This window comes from Leisingera sp. McT4-56 (assembly GCF_020514995.1).
Classification (GTDB): Bacteria; Pseudomonadota; Alphaproteobacteria; order Rhodobacterales; family Rhodobacteraceae; genus Leisingera; species Leisingera aquaemixtae_A.
The window spans coordinates 18719-35017 of the sequence record NZ_JAJALF010000022.1 but is presented as its reverse complement, the minus strand read 5'-3'; the positions used below and the strand labels follow the sequence as shown (position 1 = coordinate 35017).

Sequence of the window (16299 nt, the reverse complement as noted above, 5' to 3'; positions counted from 1 at the left end):
TGCGGCGGCTCCCCCGGGGATATTTTCAGCCGGAAGAACAGGGGATCGGCGCCGGCAGCGGTCCAGTTTGCCTGAAGCGTAGGTCCTGGCGGGGCTTTGGCTTGTCTTTGTTGCGGCCAAACCCTAATGTCCGCGCCACCTCGGGGTGCGCTTCGGCGCTGAGATGACACCCGTTGAACCTGAACCGGATCACACCGGCGGAGGGAAGGTACTGGACAGCCTCCACCCTTGCCCAAAGCCGCAAAGGAGGATGGCATGAAACATCTTGCATTTGCAGCGGGACTGCTTGGCGCCTCGGCAGCCTTTGCCGATACGCCCGAACTCACCGTTTATACCTATGACAGCTTTGTCTCCGATTGGGGCCCCGGCCCGGCGGTGGAAAAAGCGTTTGAGGAAGTCTGCGGCTGCGACCTGAAACTGGTGGGCGCTGGCGACGGCGCGGCACTGCTGGCGCGGGTCAAGCTGGAAGGCGCACGCTCTGACGCCGATGTGGTTCTGGGCCTCGACACCAACCTGACCGCGGCGGCCAAGGAAACCGGCCTGTTTGCGGAGCATTCGGTCAGCGCCGACTATGCGCTGCCGGTCGAATGGAATGACGCGACCTTTGTACCGTATGACTGGGGCTACTTCGCCTTTGTCCACAACGCCGATGCCGCGGCGCCTGCGGATTTCAAGGCGCTGGCCGCCAGCGACAAGAAGATTGTCATTCAGGATCCGCGCTCCTCGACCCCCGGCTTGGGCCTGCTGTTGTGGGTCAAGGCCGCCTATGGCGACGAAGCGCCGGAGATCTGGAAGGGCCTCTCTGACAACGTGGTCACCGTGACCAAGGGCTGGTCCGAGGCCTATGGCATGTTCCTGGAGGGCGAGGCCGACATGGTGCTGTCCTACACCACCTCGCCCGCCTACCATCTGATTGCGGAGGAAGACGGCTCCAAGGCAGCGGCTGCCTTTGACGAGGGCCACTACATGCAGGTGGAAGTTGCAGCGAAGCTCGCAAACACCGACCAGCCGGAGCTGGCCGACCAGTTCCTGGCCTTTATGGTGTCGGATGCGTTCCAATCGATAATCCCGACCACCAACTGGATGTACCCGGCTGTGACCCCGGCGGCGGGCCTGCCGGAAGGGTTCGAAACCTTGATCGCGCCGGAGAAATCGCTGCTGCTGAGCGAGACTGAGGCAGCGGACGTGCGCGATGCGGCGCTGGGCGAATGGCTGGACGCGCTCAGCCAGTAAGCGCCTTTCCCGGTATCAGCGCGGCCCTTCTGGTGGCGGCGCTGATTCTGGGGACGCTGGGGGCTGTTGCCCTGCGGGCCGAGGCCGGCACCGGGTTTAGCGCCAGCGACTGGGCCGCGCTGCGGTTCACGCTGACCCAGGCGAGCCTGTCGGCGCTCTTGAGCGTTGGCCTTGCCATCCCTGTCGCCCGCGCGCTGGCGCGGCGGCGGTTTTGGGGGCGGAGCCTGCTGATCGCGCTGTTGGGCGCGCCCTTCATTCTGCCTGTCATTGTGGCCATTCTTGGCTTGCTGGCGGTCTTCGGCCGCGCCGGCTGGCTGAGCAGCTTGCTGGGGCTGTTCGGGCTGGAGCCGGTGCAGATCTACGGGCTGCACGGGGTGGTGCTGGCGCATGTTTTTTTCAACTTGCCGCTGGCGACCCGGCTGATTCTGCAAGGCTGGCAGGAAATCCCTGCCGAACGCTTCCGCCTGGCGGCGCAGCTGGATGCCGGGCCGCTGGCGATGTGGCGGCTGCTGGAAGGCCCGATGCTGCGGCGGGTGGCGCCGGGCGCGTTTGCGGTTGTCTTTGCCATTTGCCTCTCCAGCTTTGCGGTGGCGCTGACTTTAGGCGGGGGGCCAAGGGCCACCACCATCGAACTTGCTATCTACCAGGCGTTCCGCTTTGATTTCGACCTAGGACGGGCGGCGCTGCTGTCGGGCCTGCAGTTGTTGCTGACTGGTGCTGCCGCGCTGGTTGCGCTGCGGGTGTCAGCTGGTGAAGGCTTTGGCGCCGGCCTTGACCGGGCAGTGCGGCGCTGGGACGGGCAGGGTCGGCCCGCGCGCTGCGCTGATGTTTTCTGGATAGTCTTTTCCGCTGTTTTTCTGTTGCTACCGCTGGGCGCAATAGTGCTGGCAGGCTTGCCGGGGCTGACAGCCTTAAAAGGCAGTGTCTGGCAGGCGGCTGGCAACTCCATTTTGGTTGCTGCGCTTAGCACCGTGATCCTGCTGGCGCTTGCCTTGCCGATGGCGGCTGCCGTGGCGGCGGGCCGCAACGGCATAACTGAACTGTCGGGCATTCTTGGCCTCGCGGCCTCCCCCCTGGTGATCGGCACCGGGCTGTTCATCCTGATCTATCCCATTGCGGACCCCTTTGCCCTGGTGCTGCCGGTGACGGCGCTGGTCAATGCGGTGATGGCGCTGCCCTTTGCCATGCGTATCCTGGTCCCGCGCGCCCGGGAGGTGCTGGGGCGCTATGGCCGCCTGTCGCTGTCGCTGGACATGCAGGGCTGGGCCTTTGTGCGCCGGGTCTACCTGCCGCGGATGCGGGCGCAGACGGGGTTTGCCGCAGGACTGGCGGCCGCCCTGTCGATGGGCGACCTCGGCGTGGTGGCGCTGTTTGCCGATCCGGATTTCGCAACGCTGCCCTTGCAGATTTACCGGCTGATGGGGGCCTACCGGATGGAGGCGGCGGCGGGTGCGGCGCTGCTCTTGCTGATGCTGTCGATGGGGGCGTTCTGGATTTTGGACCGCGGGGGGCGCTGGCATGCTGAGGCTTGAGAACTGCCGGATCATGAACGGCGATTACGCGGTGGAGGCGGATCTGGAGATCGCGCCCGGAGCTTGCGTGGCGGTGATCGGCCCGTCTGGCGCCGGGAAATCCACGCTGGTGGAGGCGATCGCCGGTTTTCTGCCCATCACCCGCGGGCGAGTCTTGTGGAACGGAGCCGACCTGACCCGCCAGCCGCCGGGCAAGCGGCCGGTGGCGATGCTGTTTCAGGACGGCAACCTGTTTCCGCATCTGACCGTGGCGCAGAACGTTGGCTTGGGGCTGCATGCAAACCTGCGGCTGAACCAGTTGGAGTGGGATAGGGTCGGCGCGGCATTGGCGCGGGTTGGACTTGGCGGCATGGGCGGGCGCAAGCCTGCGGCGCTGTCCGGCGGCCAGCAAAGCCGGGTGGCGCTGGCGCGGGTTCTGGTGCAGGGGCGCGATATCCTGCTGCTGGATGAGCCCTTTGCCGCGCTGGGCCCGGCGATGAAGGCTGAGATGCTGGATCTGGTGGCGGAACTGGCCCGCGAAAGCGGCGCCACGGTGCTGATGGTCAGCCATGACCCGAATGACGCCCGCCGGATTGCAGATCAGGTGGTGCTGGTGGCGGAGGGCGAGGCGCATCCGCCCAGAGCGACGGCGGAGTTGCTGGACAACCCGCCGCCTGCCTTGAAGGCTTATTTGGGGTGAACAATGGCCGGGCCGCTTGCGGCCCGGCCTGCGCCTGCCGGGGGCAGGCGTTGGCCGCTGTTTTACGCAGCCAGCACCGTTTTCCGCGTTTTGGTGATCATCAGCGCGGCATTTGCAGCTTCACGCCCCTTCTCCACAAAATGCGCGCGGTAAATCGCGTTGTGGTGCTCAGTCTCCTGATACTGATGCGGGGTCAGCGACACCGACAGCACCGGCACCCCGGTGTCCATGCCGGCGCGCATCAGCCCGTCGACCACCGCCTGGGCGACAAAATCGTGCCGGTAGATGCCGCCATCCACCACAAAGGCAGCGCAGGCGACAGCGGCGTATTTCCCAGTCTTGGCCAGTTCCTGCGCCAAGAGCGGCATTTCAAAAGCGCCGGGAACATCGAACACGTCGACCTGTTCCGCCGGGATCAGCTGCAGGAAGCCCTCCAGCGCCCGGTCGACAATATCGGCATGCCATTGCGCCTTGATGAAGGCATAGCGGGTGTGTGTCATCTCGTAATCTCCTTGTGCTTCTGACACGTCACCCAAGGCGATCACGAACAGACGGGCGCACGCCTGGCGCCGCCCTTCTGCACGTTCTCTTCCATCCGGACTGTGACCGTCGGCTCTGGAATCGCACCAGATCTGCTGACACTTCCAAACCTTGGAAGCCGCTCGCGGGCTTACGGGACGTGCCCGCTTACCGCCGGTGGGGAATTCCGCCCCGCCCTGAGAACGAAACGGACCTTGCCAACAGGCGTGCGGATTTTCAAGAGTTGCGATGAAGGAGACAGCCCATGCATCCCAATCCTGTTTTTCACGATGCTGATACCGCGCAGAACCTGGCATTTGCCCGAGCGCGGGGCTTTGGCGTGCTGGCTGTCTCCGCAGCGGAGGCGCCGCTGATCAGCCATGTGCCGTTCCTGATTTCGCAGGATGGGGCGTGGGCGGACCTGCATCTGGTGCGATCCAACCCGATTGTGCGGGCGCTGAAGGAAGCGCGCCCGGCGAAGATCGCCGTCAGCGGGCCGGACGGCTACGTGTCGCCGGACTGGTACGGGGTGCCGGACCAGGTGCCGACCTGGAATTATGTCGCGGTGCATTTGACCGGAGAGTTGGAACTGCGCCCGGATGAGGAGCTGCGCGGGCTGCTGGACCGGCAGTCGGCCTTTTATGAGGCGCGGCTGGCGCCGAAGCCGCCCTGGACCACCGGCAAGATGGACGCAGAGGCGCTGGCGCGGATGATGCGTATGATCGTGCCCGCCCGGATGCGGATCTCCGGTGCCGATGGCACCTGGAAGCTGAGCCAGAACAAACCGGAGGCCGCGCGCGCCGCAGCGGCGGAAAAGATCGCCGGCGGCACCGGTGCGGAGCTGGAGGAGCTGGCAGCGCTGATGCGTCAGGTTTCAACCAGGTCATAGTGCCTGATGGTGCGCGACTCGACCAGTTCGGCCTCTGCGGGGTCGATGTGGGGGCTGGTGTAATCCTCGCCCACGAATGCCTTGAGCGAGGCCAGATCCTTCCAGACCATCACAAAGCTGAACTCCCGCGGGGTTTCGGCACGCGGCGCTCCCGGCAGCACCGAGACGATGCCGTCGGTGCCCTTCATCAGCGGAATCGCGGTTTCATGAAAGAACTTGCTGAACTCGGCTTCCTTGCCGGGCCGGATCACAACCTGGAATATCCGCATGATCATTGGGGGCCTCCCTTCGCTTGCTGCACAAATCCAGCTTAACACAGCGCGGAAATTGGCCCTTCCCCTCAGCCCGGCTTGCAGTAGGCTGCGGCCAAACAGCGGAGGATTTCCCATGAGGCTCACGTATTCCCAAGCATCCCCTTTTGCCCGCAAGGTTGTGGTGCTGCTGCATGAAACCGGGCAGCTGGAAGAGGTCGAGATCCAGGATGTCACAACCACCCCTCTCAGCCCCAGTCCGGATGTGAAGGCCAGCAACCCGCTCGCCAAGATCCCGGCGCTGGAGCGCAACGACGGGCCGGCGCTTTACGACAGCCGGGTGATCTGCGCCTATCTGGACGACCGCGCAGGCGGCAGGCTGTACAGCGGCGGCTGGGACAGCATGGTGCTGGAGGCCACCGCCGACGGGATCATGGATGCGGCGGTGCTGATGTCCTATGAAAAACGGCTGCGTCCCGAGGAAAAACAGTGGGACAGCTGGCTGGAGGCGCAGCAGGGCAAGGTGCTGGGCGGCTGCGCCGCGCTCAACGCGCGCTGGATGAGCCAGCTGCAGGGGCCGCTGGACATAGGCCAGATCGCAGTGGCCTGTGCGCTGGCCTATGTGGACTTCCGCCACCCGGATACAAACTGGCGCCAGGGCAACGAGGCGCTGGCGGACTGGTTTGCCGGTTTCGAATCGCGCCCGGCAATGCAGGCGACAAAACCGCCTGCGGCCTGAGCGCCGGCCCTTGAAACATGCATGTGCCGCACAGATATGGGTGCGGCACTGTCACACAGGCGTGACAGAATTGCTGTCTGCGGCTTTCTGCGCGCCCATGACCGCTGGACGAATTGCTTTCTCCCCGCTAGACACGCGCCTGAGTCACTGCGAGCAATCGCGGTGCATGCGCATGTTTGCCCTAAACGGGCGCTGGAATTGGAGAAAACCTCGTGTCCCACGCAGAAGACCACGAAGGAACCCGGAGAGATTTCCTCTACTACGCCACTGCCGGCGCCGGGGCAGTGACCGCGGGTGCCGCCGTATGGCCCCTGGTCAACCAGATGAACCCCTCCGCCGACGTGAAAGCGCTGTCCTCGATCCTGGTCGATGTCAGCGGCGTGGAAGTTGGCACGCAGATCTCGGTCATGTTCCTGGGCAAGCCGGTGTTTATCCGCCGCCGCACCCAGGAAGAGATCGAGCAGGCCCGTGCCGTGGAGCTGTCCGAGCTGATCGACCCGCGGTCGGAAAACCCGAACAAGCCGGGCACCGACGCGGCTGACGTCAACCGCACCATGGACGACGCCGGCGAATGGCTGGTGATGATGGGTGTTTGCACCCACCTCGGCTGTGTGCCGCTGGGCGACGGCGCCGGCGAATTCAACGGCTGGTTCTGCCCCTGCCACGGCTCGCACTACGACACCGCAGGCCGCATCCGCAAAGGCCCGGCGCCTGAGAACCTGCACGTGCCGGTGGCTGAGTTCACCGACGCCAACACCATCAAGCTGGGATAAGGAAACGCGCTCATGTCCGGTATTCCGCACGACCATTACGAGCCGAAGACAGGCGCAGAAAAGTGGCTGCACAGCCGCCTGCCCATCGTCGGCCTGATCTATGACACCATCATGATCCCCACCCCCAAGAACCTGAACTGGTGGTGGATCTGGGGCATCGTCCTGGCCTTCTGCCTGGCGCTGCAAATCGTCACCGGCATCGTTCTGGTGATGCACTACACCCCGCATGTCGACATGGCCTTTGCCAGCGTCGAGCACATCATGCGCAATGTGAACGGCGGCCACATGCTGCGCTACCTTCACATGAACGGCGCCTCGCTGTTCTTTGTTGCTGTCTACATCCACATCTTCCGCGGCCTGTACTACGGCTCCTACAAGGCGCCCCGCGAGATCACCTGGATCGTCGGCATGCTGATCTATCTGATGATGATGGGCACCGCCTTCATGGGCTACGTGCTGCCCTGGGGCCAGATGTCCTTCTGGGGTGCAACCGTTATTACCGGCCTGTTCGGCGCGATCCCGTTCATCGGCGAAGCAATCCAGACCTGGCTCTTGGGCGGGCCGGCGGTGGACAACGCCACTCTGAACCGCTTCTTCTCGCTGCACTACCTGCTGCCCTTCGTGATTGCAGCGCTGGTGATCGTGCACATCTGGGCCTTCCACACCACCGGCAACAACAACCCCACCGGTGTTGATGTCCGTAAGGGATCCAAGGAAGAAGCCAAGAAAGACACCCTGCCGTTCTGGCCGTACTTCGTGATCAAGGACTTCCTGGGCCTGGCTGTTGTGCTGGTTGTGTTCTGGGCCATCGTCGGCTTCATGCCGAACTACCTGGGCCACCCGGACAACTACATCGAAGCCAACCCGCTGGTGACCCCGGCGCACATCGTTCCGGAATGGTACTTCCTGCCGTTCTACGCGATCCTGCGCGCCTTCACCTCCGAGGTCTGGGTGGTGCAGTTTGCCTCCTTCATCACCGGCGGCATCGTGGACGCGAAGTTCTTCGGCGTGATCGCCATGTTCGGCGCGATCCTGGCCATGGCGCTGGCGCCTTGGCTGGACACCTCCAACGTGCGTTCGGGCCGTTACCGTCCGATGTTCAAATGGTGGTTTGCGCTGCTGGTCGTCGACTTCTTTGCCCTGATGTGGCTGGGTGCGATGCCGGCGGAAGAGCCCTATGCATCGTTCTCGCTGATCGCATCGGCCTACTGGTTCGGCTACTTCTTCGTGATTCTGCCGCTGCTGGGCGTGATCGAGAAGCCGCTGGCTCAGCCCGCAACCATCGAAGAGGATTTCGACGCCCACTACGGCAAGAAGTCTTCTGCAGACGCCACTCCTGCCGAGTAAGAAGAAGGAACACCTGACAATGTTCAAGAAACTGGCAACCGGTGCCGCCTTCGCTCTGGCCATGATCCCTGCTGCGTCTTACGCAGCAGGCGGCGGCGAGCAGCACATCACCGACTACGCCTTCTCGTTCGAAGGGCCGTTCGGCACCTACGACCGCAATCAGCTGCAGCGCGGCCTGCAGATCTACACCGAAGTCTGCGCAGCCTGCCACGGGCTGAAGCTGGTGCCGATCCGCACCCTGTCGGACGAGGGCGGCCCGCAGATGCCGGAAGACCAGGTGCGTGCCTACGCAGCTGACAACTTCAGCGTCTACGATCCGGAACTGGATGAGGACCGCCCGGCCAAGCCGGTCGACAATTTCCCGGAGAACAACAACGCCGGCGCCCCGGACCTCAGCATGATGGCTAAGGCGCGTGCGGGTTTCCACGGCCCCTACGGCCTGGGCATCAACCAGCTGTTCAAGGGCATGGGCGGTGCCGAATACATCGCCTCGCTGCTGGCCGGCTACACCGGAGAGGAAAAGGAAGAGGCTGGCACCATCTTCTATGAGAACACCGCCTTCCCGGGCGGCTGGATCTCGATGGCGCCGCCGCTGTCGGACGAGCAGGTGGAATTCGCAGACGGCCACGCCAACGACGTGGACGCCATGGCGCAGGACGTCGCGGCTTTCCTGATGTGGACCGCCGAGCCCAAGATGATGGCCCGCAAGCAGGCCGGTTTTGTCGGCGTGCTGTTCCTGACCCTGCTGTCGGTAATGCTGTATCTGACCAACAAGCGCCTGTGGGCGCCGCACAAGGGCAAGCACTGATCCCCGGCGGCTGACAGCGCTGAAACATCAAACCCCCGCAAGTGCCACTTGCGGGGGTTTTTCATTGCTGGGGGCGTGCTTGGCGGCCTAGGCCAGCGGGCTGACCGTCAGATGCGGAAGGCCGTTGGAGGTCTTCTGCGGCGAGCGGTCGTCCGCATTGATGACCGCGGATACCCGGTGCCGCCAGGACGAGAAGCTGTCGAACTGGACCACGTCCACCGGCGTGTCGAATTGCAGGGTGATCCTGCGGTGGCCGTTGCTGCCGCAGGCTGTCAGCCCGTGGACATAGCCGGTGAAGGGCTGGCCTAGGTAGCGCCCTTTGACCCGCATCCCCACCTGCAGCTCCGGCGCGTTGGAAGCACGGGCGCTGAGAGTGTTCCAGTCGCGGAAGCCGTAATACTGGGCAATTCGCTCCAAGGCGGTGCTGTGGCTGATGGGCTGGCACTGGGCTTCGGAATGCTTGCGCAGCAGCCGTGCTTCGGCTTTGAGCTGCGCAACAGAAGGAAGGGCAGAGTTTGTCTGCATGGAAGGTCCTTTCGCAAAAGGGTGCTAATGCCGTTGCAGACAGGGCTCGCGTTGCTGTCCGGGTATGCACCCAGGCGTCAGGATAAACCTTGTCCGGATTTCACCATGGCCAGAGGCCGCGAGCGGCAGGTATCCGGGACCGTGCTTTGATATTTAGCGGGAAAGCCTGGTGTTGGCAATTCCTGTCCGGTTCAAGCCACCAGCTGGTGGCCCTCAACGCCGGCAATCACTGCACTGACAATCCGGCCTTCTTCCTGCGGCTTCGCAAATGCCACCTCGGTGAACTGCTCGGTGCGGCCCATGTGCAGGTTTTCCATCAGGATGCGGTGGGTCTTGCCGACCTGCTCTGCCAGATGGCGGCTGACCTGCGCGTCGCCGGCGGCGCGCAAGCGGGCGGCGCGCTCCTTGATCACATTGCCGTTCACCTGGTTCGGGATCTTCGCCGCCGGGGTGCCCTCGCGCTTGGAATAAGGGAAGACGTGAAGCCAGGTCAGGTCGCAGTCGGTGACCAGTTTCAGCGAGTTTTCGAAATGAGCGTCAGACTCGGTCGGGAAGCCCGCGATGATGTCGGCGCCAAAGGTCATCTCCGGGCGCAGCCGGCGGGCTTCCTCGCAAAACGCAATGGCGTCGTCGCGCAGGTGGCGCCGGGCCATGCGTTTCAAGATCAGATCGTCGCCGTGCTGCAGCGACAGGTGCAGATGCGGCATCAGCCGCGGTTCGGTGGCAATCGCCTGCATCAGGTTTTCGTCCGCCTCAATCGAATCGATCGAGGAGATGCGCAGCCGCGGCAGGTCCGGCGCCAGTTTCAGGATCCGCATCACTAGGTCGCCCAGGCGGGGCTGTGCGGGCAGATCGGCGCCCCAGGAGGTCAGGTCCACGCCGGTCAGAACCACCTCGTTGTAGCCCCTGTCCACCAGCCGCTTGATCTGGTCGATCACCACACCGGCAGGGACCGAGCGGGAGTTGCCGCGGCCGTAGGGGATGATGCAGAAGGTGCAGCGGTGGTCGCAGCCGTTCTGGACCTGCACATAGGCGCGGCTGCGGGTGCCGAAACCGTCGATCAGGTGGCCTGCAGTCTCCGTCACCGACATGATGTCGTCGACCTGGACTTTCTCCGTCGTCCCGATGAAATCCGGGCCCTTGGCGATCTGCTGCCAGGTCTCGGCCTGCATCTTCTCGGTATTGCCGATGACGCGGGTGACCTCTTCCATAGAGGCAAAGGTTTCCGGCTCGGTCTGGGCCGCGCAGCCGGTCACGATGATCGGCGCCTCCGGATTTTCGCGGCGCAGCTTGCGGATCTCCTGGCGCGCCTTGCGCACGGCCTCAGCGGTCACAGCGCAGGTGTTGACCACCACGGCGTTTTCCAGGCCCGCCTGCTGGCTCAGCTCTTTCATCGCCTCGGTCTCATAGGCGTTTAGACGGCAGCCGAGGGTGGTGAACTTGGGCACGCTCATGCCAGCGACTCCAGGAATTCACGGGTGAAGGTGCCGTCGAACACATGCATGGTCGGGCCGGTCATCCAGACGCCGTCCTCGGCCCAGTCGATCCACAGGGTGCCGCCGTCCAGGTCGATCTGCACCTTGCGGCCCGTCAGCCCGCGCCGTGCGGCTGCAACGGCTGTTGCGCAGGAGGAGGAGCCGGAAGCCAGTGTCACCCCCACACCCCGCTCCCAGACCCGCATGCGGATGCGGTCGGGGCCGGTCACCTGGGCAACCTGCACATTGGTGCGCTGCGGGTAGAGCGGGTGGTGCTCATAGCGCTGGCCGAATTCCTCCAGCGGAATGACCTCTGCGTCTTCGACAAAGAAGGTGCAATGGGGGTTGCCCATGCCGGTGGCTGTGGGGCCGCCCTCGATCGGCAGTTCCAGCGTGTCCGCTTCCTCGGCCAGGGGAATGTCCTGCCAGTCCAGCTGCGGCGCCCCCATGTTGACGGAAGTGAGCCCGTTGCCGGCGTCGCGGGCATAAAGGTCGCCGCGGTCGGTGGTCAGGTGCAGCTCCGGTTTGCCGGTTTCCAGGATCAGGTGACGGGCAATGCAGCGGGTGGCATTGCCGCAGGCCGCGGAGGTGGAGCCGTCGGCATTGTAGAAAGTCAGATGCGCGTCGCCCGGGCCGTGCGAAATCACCGTCAGCTGGTCGAAGCCGACGCCGAACTGGCGGTGCGCGATTCCCTTGGCCATCGCCGGGGTGATGGCAATATCCTGCGCGCGCGCGTCGACAACGACGAAGTCGTTGCCCAGCCCGTGCATCTTCATGAAGGGGAGTTTTGTGTCTGCCGAGGTGCTCATGGCGGGCATATAGACCCGGCGCGGAGATGAATCCAGCCTTCGCTGAGAAAAGTTGAAAAAAGGGGTTGACCCCCCGCCGCACTGGCCCTAGATACGCCGCCTATCGGGACAGCGTGACACACACCGCCGCGCCGGACCAAAGCGAAATAAGTGCTTGAACCTTCTGGAGAAAACACTTAGACCGCGACGAAGAAGTGGGCCGTTAGCTCAGTTGGTAGAGCAACTGACTTTTAATCAGTGGGTCGCAGGTTCGAATCCTGCACGGCTCACCACTTCCTCCCTGAACCGCTGATGATGACGCCAGAAACCGCTACAGGTAGCCCCGGGCGCGGAAGCTGAGTTCGGTGGATTTTCCGATGATGAGATGGTCATGCAGGGTGATTCCCAGCGCAATCAAAGCGGCCTGGATCTGATCTGTCATGCCGATGTCGCTGTCCGAGGGGGTGGGGTCGCCGGACGGATGATTATGCACCAGAATCAAGGCGCTGGCGTTGAGTTCCAGGGCGCGTTTGGCGACCTCGCGGGGGTATACGGGCACGTGGTCGACGGTGCCGCGGCCCTGTTCCTCGTCGGCGATCAGCACGTTCTTGCGGTCCAGGAAAAGGATGCGGAACTGTTCGGTTTCGCGGTGGGCCATGGTGGTGTGGCAATAGTCCAGAAGGGCGTCCCAGCTGGAGATCACCTGGCGCTGAATCACCCGGGCGCGGGCCATGCGGTGGGCGGCGGCCTCCAGCACCTTGAGGTCAGTGATGACCGCGTCGCCGATGCCCGTCACTTGCGCCAGCCGTTCCGGTGGGGCTGTCACAACGCGGTTGAAATCTCCAAAGGTATCAAGCAGTTGCCGCGCCAAGGGTTTCACGTCGCGGCGCGGGATGGAGCGGAACAGGACCAGTTCCAACAGTTCGTAATCCGGCATCGCCGCGGCGCCGCCGGCCATGAAACGCTCCCGCAGGCGGGCGCGGTGGTCCTTGATGTAGGAGGGCAGGCGGCCGGGGGAGATCGGGGCCGCAGGAGCCTCCTCGCTGCCGGGGAACAGCGGCAGGGAGACGTCCTCGAATGCGGGGTCCTGTGCCATGGCGCCATGGTGCCGCCATCATGGTTGAGGAAGTGTTAATAGGTGCCGTGGCGGAGCGGCCGCAGGGCAGCAGCGGGGGGGTGACAGGCGTGCACCCCCTGTACACCCCCTGTGCACCGCCGCAGCGGGGCGTAAGGCGTTTGGGCTGTAGCCTGCGTAAAGGATGCGCAAAAGAAAAGCGCCCCGGATTGGGGCGCTTTTGATCGAGGCGTTTTAGGCTAGTGGCCGGGGCTCCGCCCGTTCGCAAGCGAAACGCTCCCCCGGAGCGTTTCCGGGGAGCTTGCTCACCCCTTCATCCCGTCCCAGAAGCTTTTCACCGAAGAGAAGAAGCTGCGGGATTCGGGGTTGGTGTTCTCCTCGGAGATCTCCTCAAACTCGCGCAGAAGCTCCTTCTGGCGGGCGGTGAGGTTCATCGGGGTTTCCACCGCCAGTTCGATGAACATGTCGCCGGTGGCACCGCCGCGCAGCGCCGGCATGCCTTTGCCGCGCAGGCGCATCTGGCGGCCGGACTGGCTGCCCTCGGGGATCTGCACCCGGCCGCGGCCGCCGTCGATGGTCGGCACCTCGATGGAGCCGCCAAGCGCCGCCTTGGCCATGCTGACCGGCACCCGGCAGTAAAGGTTGTTGCCGTCACGCTCGAACAGCTTGTGCGGCGAGACCTCGACAAAGATGTAGAGATCGCCCGGAGGGCCGCCGCGCAGGCCGGCTTCGCCTTCGCCTGCCAGGCGGATGCGGGTGCCGGTTTCCACGCCTGCCGGAATGTTCACGGACAGCGAGCGGTCTTTCTCTACCCGGCCGTGGCCGTGGCAGGATTTGCACGGGTTCTTGATGATCTGGCCCAGGCCCGAACAGGTCGGGCAAGTGCGTTCAACGGTAAAGAAACCCTGCTGCGCGCGGACCTTGCCCATGCCGGAGCAAGTGGGACAGGTGGTGGGTTCCACGCCGCCTTCGGCGCCGGTGCCCTCGCAGGAGGTGCAGGAGACCGAGGCCGGCACTTTGATGGTCTTGTGCAGGCCGCCAAAGGCTTCCTCCAGCGAGACGCGCAGGTTGTAGCGCAGGTCGGCACCGCGGGAAGCCCGCTGGCGTCCGCCAGCACCGCCGCGCTGGCCGCCCATGAAGTCGCCGAACAGGTCGTCGAACACGTCGGAGAAGGCGGAAGAGAAATCGCCGCCGCCAAAGCCCTGGCCGCCGCCGCGCTGGCCGCCGCCCATGCCGTTTTCAAAGGCGGCATGGCCAAAGCGGTCGTAGGCTGCCTTCTTGTCGGCGTCCTTCAGGACGTCATAGGCCTCGTTGGCCTCCTTGAACTGCGCCTCGGCGTCCGGATTGTCCTTGTTCCGGTCGGGGTGCAGTTCCTTGGCTTTCTTGCGGAAGCCTTTTTTGATTTCGTCTGCGCTGGCGCCTTTGGCCACGCCCAGAACGTCGTAATAGTCACGTTTTGACATCGGTTACCCCATCTGCCTCAACGAAAATGGGCCGGTCCGGGGTTCGGACCGGCCCGCCTTGGCCTGAGTGGTCAGGCGTTAGCGCTTGTCGTCGTCCAGGTCTTCGAATTCGGCGTCAACGATGTCGTCATCGCCGGGGCCTGCGGTCTCATCTGCGGCTGCGGGCTCATCGTCGCCGCCTTCTTCAGCCTGCGCCTTGTAGATCGCCTCGCCCAGCTTCATGGCGGCCTCAGTGACGTTCTGGATGCCGGATTTGATCTTCTCGGCGGTCGATTTCTCGTTTTCCAGATCGTCCTTCAGCGCGGCCACGGCCAGCTCGATCACCTCGACGGTGGACGGATCGACCTTGTCGCCATGCTCTTCCACCGATTTCTCGGTCGAGTGGATCAGCGATTCGGCCTGGTTCTTGGCTTCGATCAGCTCGCGGCGTTCCTTGTCCGCCTCGGCGTTGTCCTCGGCGTCCTTGACCATCTTTTCGATGTCCTCGTCGGAGAGGCCGCCCGATGCCTGGATGGTGATCTGCTGTTCCTTGCCGGTCGCCTTGTCCTTGGCGCCGACCGACACGATGCCGTTGGCGTCGATGTCGAAGGTCACTTCGATCTGCGGCATGCCGCGCGGTGCCGGCGGGATTTCCTCGAGGTTGAACTGGCCGAGCATCTTGTTGTCGGCAGCCATTTCACGCTCGCCCTGGAACACGCGGATGGTCACGGCGTTCTGGTTGTCTTCCGCGGTCGAGAACACCTGCGACTTCTTGGTCGGGATGGTGGTGTTGCGGTCGATCAGGCGGGTGAACACGCCGCCCAGGGTTTCGATGCCCAGCGACAGTGGGGTCACGTCGAGCAGCACCACGTCCTTGACGTCGCCCTGCAGAACGCCGGCCTGGATGGCGGCGCCCATGGCAACCACTTCATCCGGGTTCACACCCTTGTGCGGCTCCTTGCCGAAGAACTTGGAGACCTCTTCGATGACTTTCGGCATCCGGGTCATACCGCCGACCAGAACCACCTCGTCAATGTCGGAGGCGGACAGGCCTGCGTCCTTGAGGGCCGCCTTGCACGGATCCATCGAACGCTTGATCAGGTCGGAGACCAGGCTTTCCAGCTTGGCGCGGGTCAGCTTCATCACCATGTGCAGCGGCTGGCCCGAGGACGGGTCCATCGAGATGAACGGCTGGTTGATCTCGGTCTGCGAGGTGGAGGACAGTTCGATCTTGGCTTTTTCAGCGGCTTCTTTCAGGCGCTGCAGGGCCATCTTGTCCTTGGACAGATCGACGCCGTTTTCCTTTTTGAACTCATCCGCCAGGTAGTTGACGATGCGCATGTCGAAGTCTTCGCCGCCCAGGAAGGTGTCGCCGTTGGTCGACTTCACTTCGAACAGGCCGTCGTCGATTTCCAGGATGGTCACGTCGAAGGTGCCGCCGCCGAGGTCATAGACGGCGATGGTCTGGGTGTTTTCCTTGTCGAGGCCGTAGGCCAGCGCAGCCGCGGTCGGCTCGTTGATGATGCGCAGCACTTCGAGGCCGGCGATCTTGCCGGCGTCTTTGGTGGCCTGACGCTGGGCGTCGTTGAAGTAGGCGGGCACGGTGATCACCGCCTGGGTGACTTCCTCGCCCAGGTAGGACTCCGCGGTTTCCTTCATCTTGCCCAGGGTGAAGGCGGAGATTTGCGACGGGGAGTATTTCTCACCCTTGGCTTCGACCCATGCGTCGCCGTTGCCGCCGTTCACGATGGAGAACGGCACCATTTTCTTGTCCTTGGCGACGGCCGCGTCGTCGAACCGGCGGCCGATCAGGCGCTTGACGCCGAAGATGGTGTTGTCGGGGTTTGTCACCGCCTGGCGTTTGGCCGGCTGGCCGACCAGCCGCTCGTCGTCGGTGAAGGCGACGATCGACGGGGTGGTGCGGGCGCCCTCGGCGTTCTCGATCACGCGGGGCTGGGAGCCGTCCATAATGGCCACGCAGGAGTTGGTGGTGCCCAGGTCGATTCCGATAACTTTGCTCATTTTCGATCCCTTTTTACTACTCAAGGCGATTACCCGAGGCCTGAACCCGTTGCGGCATCCCGGCCCCGATTGATTTGCGGTTTGGTCTGCACCTTGCCGCGTCCCGGCGTATATAGGGACGTGAAATCGGCCCTGCAAGCGCTCAGGCACGCCCGCGGGCGTGAATCAATGCGGTTTTTTGCAAGGGTTGCAGTTAAGGATG

Annotated in this window: 16 protein-coding genes, 1 tRNA gene and 2 riboswitches; of the genes, 9 read left to right on the top strand and 8 right to left on the bottom strand. The window is 64.0% G+C overall.

The annotated features are described in order from the left end of the window. Positions 1-131 precede the first annotated feature (131 nt). Positions 132-223, top strand: a riboswitch (TPP riboswitch). Positions 224-255: 32 nt separating this feature from the next. Genes thiB through LHL23_RS19295 form a run of 3 tightly spaced genes read left to right on the top strand, consistent with a single transcriptional unit; the run spans position 256 to position 3444 of the window. Next, entirely contained in the window at positions 256-1233 is a 978-nt protein-coding gene (thiB, locus tag LHL23_RS19305; RefSeq protein WP_226431140.1) for a thiamine ABC transporter substrate binding subunit, read from the top strand. Beyond that, entirely contained in the window at positions 1209-2765 is a 1557-nt protein-coding gene (locus LHL23_RS19300; protein WP_226431139.1) for a thiamine/thiamine pyrophosphate ABC transporter permease ThiP, read from the top strand. Before thiB ends, LHL23_RS19300 begins: the two co-directional genes overlap by 25 nt. Then, positions 2752-3444, top strand: a complete 693-nt coding sequence (locus LHL23_RS19295) for a thiamine ABC transporter ATP-binding protein (protein ID WP_226431138.1) — start codon at positions 2752-2754, stop codon at positions 3442-3444. The genes LHL23_RS19300 and LHL23_RS19295 overlap by 14 nt, the downstream gene beginning before the upstream one ends. A 62-nt stretch (positions 3445-3506) precedes the next feature. Here LHL23_RS19295 and LHL23_RS19290 read toward each other — a convergent pair whose 3' ends face one another. Next, the gene (locus LHL23_RS19290; RefSeq protein WP_226431137.1) at positions 3507-3944 is read right to left on the bottom strand and encodes a 6,7-dimethyl-8-ribityllumazine synthase; all 438 of its coding nucleotides are present in this window, start codon (positions 3942-3944) and stop codon (positions 3507-3509) included. 79 nt (positions 3945-4023) lie between these two features. Next, positions 4024-4172: riboswitch (FMN riboswitch) on the bottom strand. Between the two features lie 56 nt (positions 4173-4228). Here LHL23_RS19290 and LHL23_RS19285 point away from each other — a divergent pair. Beyond that, a complete protein-coding gene (locus tag LHL23_RS19285) occupies positions 4229-4852 on the top strand; it encodes an FMN-binding negative transcriptional regulator (RefSeq protein WP_226431136.1) in 624 nt (207 codons plus the stop codon). Here LHL23_RS19285 and LHL23_RS19280 read toward each other — a convergent pair. Beyond that, the gene (locus LHL23_RS19280) at positions 4831-5127 is read right to left on the bottom strand and encodes an antibiotic biosynthesis monooxygenase family protein (RefSeq protein WP_222476698.1); all 297 of its coding nucleotides are present in this window, start codon (positions 5125-5127) and stop codon (positions 4831-4833) included. The two genes, LHL23_RS19285 and LHL23_RS19280, sit on opposite strands and share 22 nt — an antisense overlap. Positions 5128-5239: 112 nt before the next feature. On the opposite strand from LHL23_RS19280, the gene LHL23_RS19275 reads away from it, so the two are divergent. The 4 genes from LHL23_RS19275 (at position 5240) to LHL23_RS19260 (ending at position 8770) form a co-directional block, all read left to right on the top strand. Further along, the gene (locus LHL23_RS19275) at positions 5240-5842 is read left to right on the top strand and encodes a glutathione S-transferase (RefSeq protein ID WP_226431135.1); all 603 of its coding nucleotides are present in this window, start codon (positions 5240-5242) and stop codon (positions 5840-5842) included. A gap of 212 nt (positions 5843-6054) precedes the next feature. Continuing rightward, the gene (petA, locus tag LHL23_RS19270) at positions 6055-6615 is read left to right on the top strand and encodes a ubiquinol-cytochrome c reductase iron-sulfur subunit (RefSeq protein ID WP_222476695.1); all 561 of its coding nucleotides are present in this window, start codon (positions 6055-6057) and stop codon (positions 6613-6615) included. A 12-nt stretch (positions 6616-6627) separates the two neighbouring features. After that, positions 6628-7962: a cytochrome b gene (petB, locus tag LHL23_RS19265; RefSeq protein ID WP_222476693.1), complete on the top strand. Its 1335-nt coding sequence runs from the start codon at positions 6628-6630 to the stop codon at positions 7960-7962. 19 nt (positions 7963-7981) lie between these two features. Next, complete coding sequence (locus LHL23_RS19260) at positions 7982-8770, top strand: cytochrome c1 (protein WP_222476691.1); 789 nt, start codon at positions 7982-7984, stop codon at positions 8768-8770. Positions 8771-8857: 87 nt separating this feature from the next. Here LHL23_RS19260 and LHL23_RS19255 read toward each other — a convergent pair whose 3' ends face one another. The 3 genes from LHL23_RS19255 to dapF all read right to left on the bottom strand — a co-directional run bounded on the left by LHL23_RS19255 (position 8858) and on the right by dapF (position 11588). Next, a complete protein-coding gene (locus tag LHL23_RS19255) occupies positions 8858-9295 on the bottom strand; it encodes a glyoxalase superfamily protein (RefSeq protein WP_226431134.1) in 438 nt (145 codons plus the stop codon). Between the two features lie 191 nt (positions 9296-9486). Then, positions 9487-10749 (bottom strand): tRNA (N(6)-L-threonylcarbamoyladenosine(37)-C(2))-methylthiotransferase MtaB, encoded by a 1263-nt coding sequence (gene mtaB, locus LHL23_RS19250; RefSeq protein ID WP_226431133.1) that lies wholly within the window; start codon positions 10747-10749, stop codon positions 9487-9489. Beyond that, positions 10746-11588, bottom strand: a complete 843-nt coding sequence (dapF, locus tag LHL23_RS19245; protein WP_226431132.1) for a diaminopimelate epimerase — start codon at positions 11586-11588, stop codon at positions 10746-10748. The genes mtaB and dapF overlap by 4 nt, the downstream gene beginning before the upstream one ends. Before the next feature lie 187 nt (positions 11589-11775). Between dapF and LHL23_RS19240 the strand changes: the two genes are divergently transcribed. Further along, positions 11776-11851, top strand: a tRNA-Lys gene (locus tag LHL23_RS19240). 38 nt (positions 11852-11889) lie between these two features. Here LHL23_RS19240 and radC read toward each other — a convergent pair. The 3 genes from radC to dnaK form a co-directional block, all read right to left on the bottom strand. After that, positions 11890-12654 carry a RadC family protein gene (gene radC, locus LHL23_RS19235; RefSeq protein ID WP_222476653.1) on the bottom strand — a complete coding sequence of 255 codons (765 nt, stop codon included), beginning with the start codon at positions 12652-12654 and terminating at the stop codon, positions 11890-11892. A 284-nt stretch (positions 12655-12938) separates the two neighbouring features. Next, complete coding sequence (gene dnaJ, locus LHL23_RS19230; RefSeq protein ID WP_222476651.1) at positions 12939-14096, bottom strand: molecular chaperone DnaJ; 1158 nt, start codon at positions 14094-14096, stop codon at positions 12939-12941. A gap of 78 nt (positions 14097-14174) precedes the next feature. Further along, positions 14175-16097 (bottom strand): molecular chaperone DnaK, encoded by a 1923-nt coding sequence (gene dnaK, locus LHL23_RS19225; protein WP_222476648.1) that lies wholly within the window; start codon positions 16095-16097, stop codon positions 14175-14177. Positions 16098-16299: the final 202 nt, after the last annotated feature.

Excerpts from the sequence above, each read along its gene's own strand:
- LHL23_RS19255 (WP_226431134.1), bottom strand. The coding sequence starts at position 9,295 with ATGCAGACAAACTCTGCCCTTCCTTCTGTTGCGCAGCTCAAAGCCGAA.
- dapF (WP_226431132.1), bottom strand. The coding sequence starts at position 11,588 with ATGCCCGCCATGAGCACCTCGGCAGACACAAAACTCCCCTTCATGAAG.
- mtaB (WP_226431133.1), bottom strand. The coding sequence starts at position 10,749 with ATGAGCGTGCCCAAGTTCACCACCCTCGGCTGCCGTCTAAACGCCTAT.
- dnaK (WP_222476648.1), bottom strand. The coding sequence starts at position 16,097 with ATGAGCAAAGTTATCGGAATCGACCTGGGCACCACCAACTCCTGCGTG.
- LHL23_RS19295 (WP_226431138.1), top strand. The coding sequence starts at position 2,752 with ATGCTGAGGCTTGAGAACTGCCGGATCATGAACGGCGATTACGCGGTG.
- thiB (WP_226431140.1), top strand. The coding sequence starts at position 256 with ATGAAACATCTTGCATTTGCAGCGGGACTGCTTGGCGCCTCGGCAGCC.
- dnaJ (WP_222476651.1), bottom strand. The coding sequence starts at position 14,096 with ATGTCAAAACGTGACTATTACGACGTTCTGGGCGTGGCCAAAGGCGCC.
- radC (WP_222476653.1), bottom strand. The coding sequence starts at position 12,654 with ATGGCACAGGACCCCGCATTCGAGGACGTCTCCCTGCCGCTGTTCCCC.
- LHL23_RS19285 (WP_226431136.1), top strand. The coding sequence starts at position 4,229 with ATGCATCCCAATCCTGTTTTTCACGATGCTGATACCGCGCAGAACCTG.
- petB (WP_222476693.1), top strand. The coding sequence starts at position 6,628 with ATGTCCGGTATTCCGCACGACCATTACGAGCCGAAGACAGGCGCAGAA.
- LHL23_RS19280 (WP_222476698.1), bottom strand. The coding sequence starts at position 5,127 with ATGATCATGCGGATATTCCAGGTTGTGATCCGGCCCGGCAAGGAAGCC.
- LHL23_RS19300 (WP_226431139.1), top strand. The coding sequence starts at position 1,209 with ATGGCTGGACGCGCTCAGCCAGTAAGCGCCTTTCCCGGTATCAGCGCG.
- LHL23_RS19275 (WP_226431135.1), top strand. The coding sequence starts at position 5,240 with ATGAGGCTCACGTATTCCCAAGCATCCCCTTTTGCCCGCAAGGTTGTG.
- LHL23_RS19260 (WP_222476691.1), top strand. The coding sequence starts at position 7,982 with ATGTTCAAGAAACTGGCAACCGGTGCCGCCTTCGCTCTGGCCATGATC.
- LHL23_RS19290 (WP_226431137.1), bottom strand. The coding sequence starts at position 3,944 with ATGACACACACCCGCTATGCCTTCATCAAGGCGCAATGGCATGCCGAT.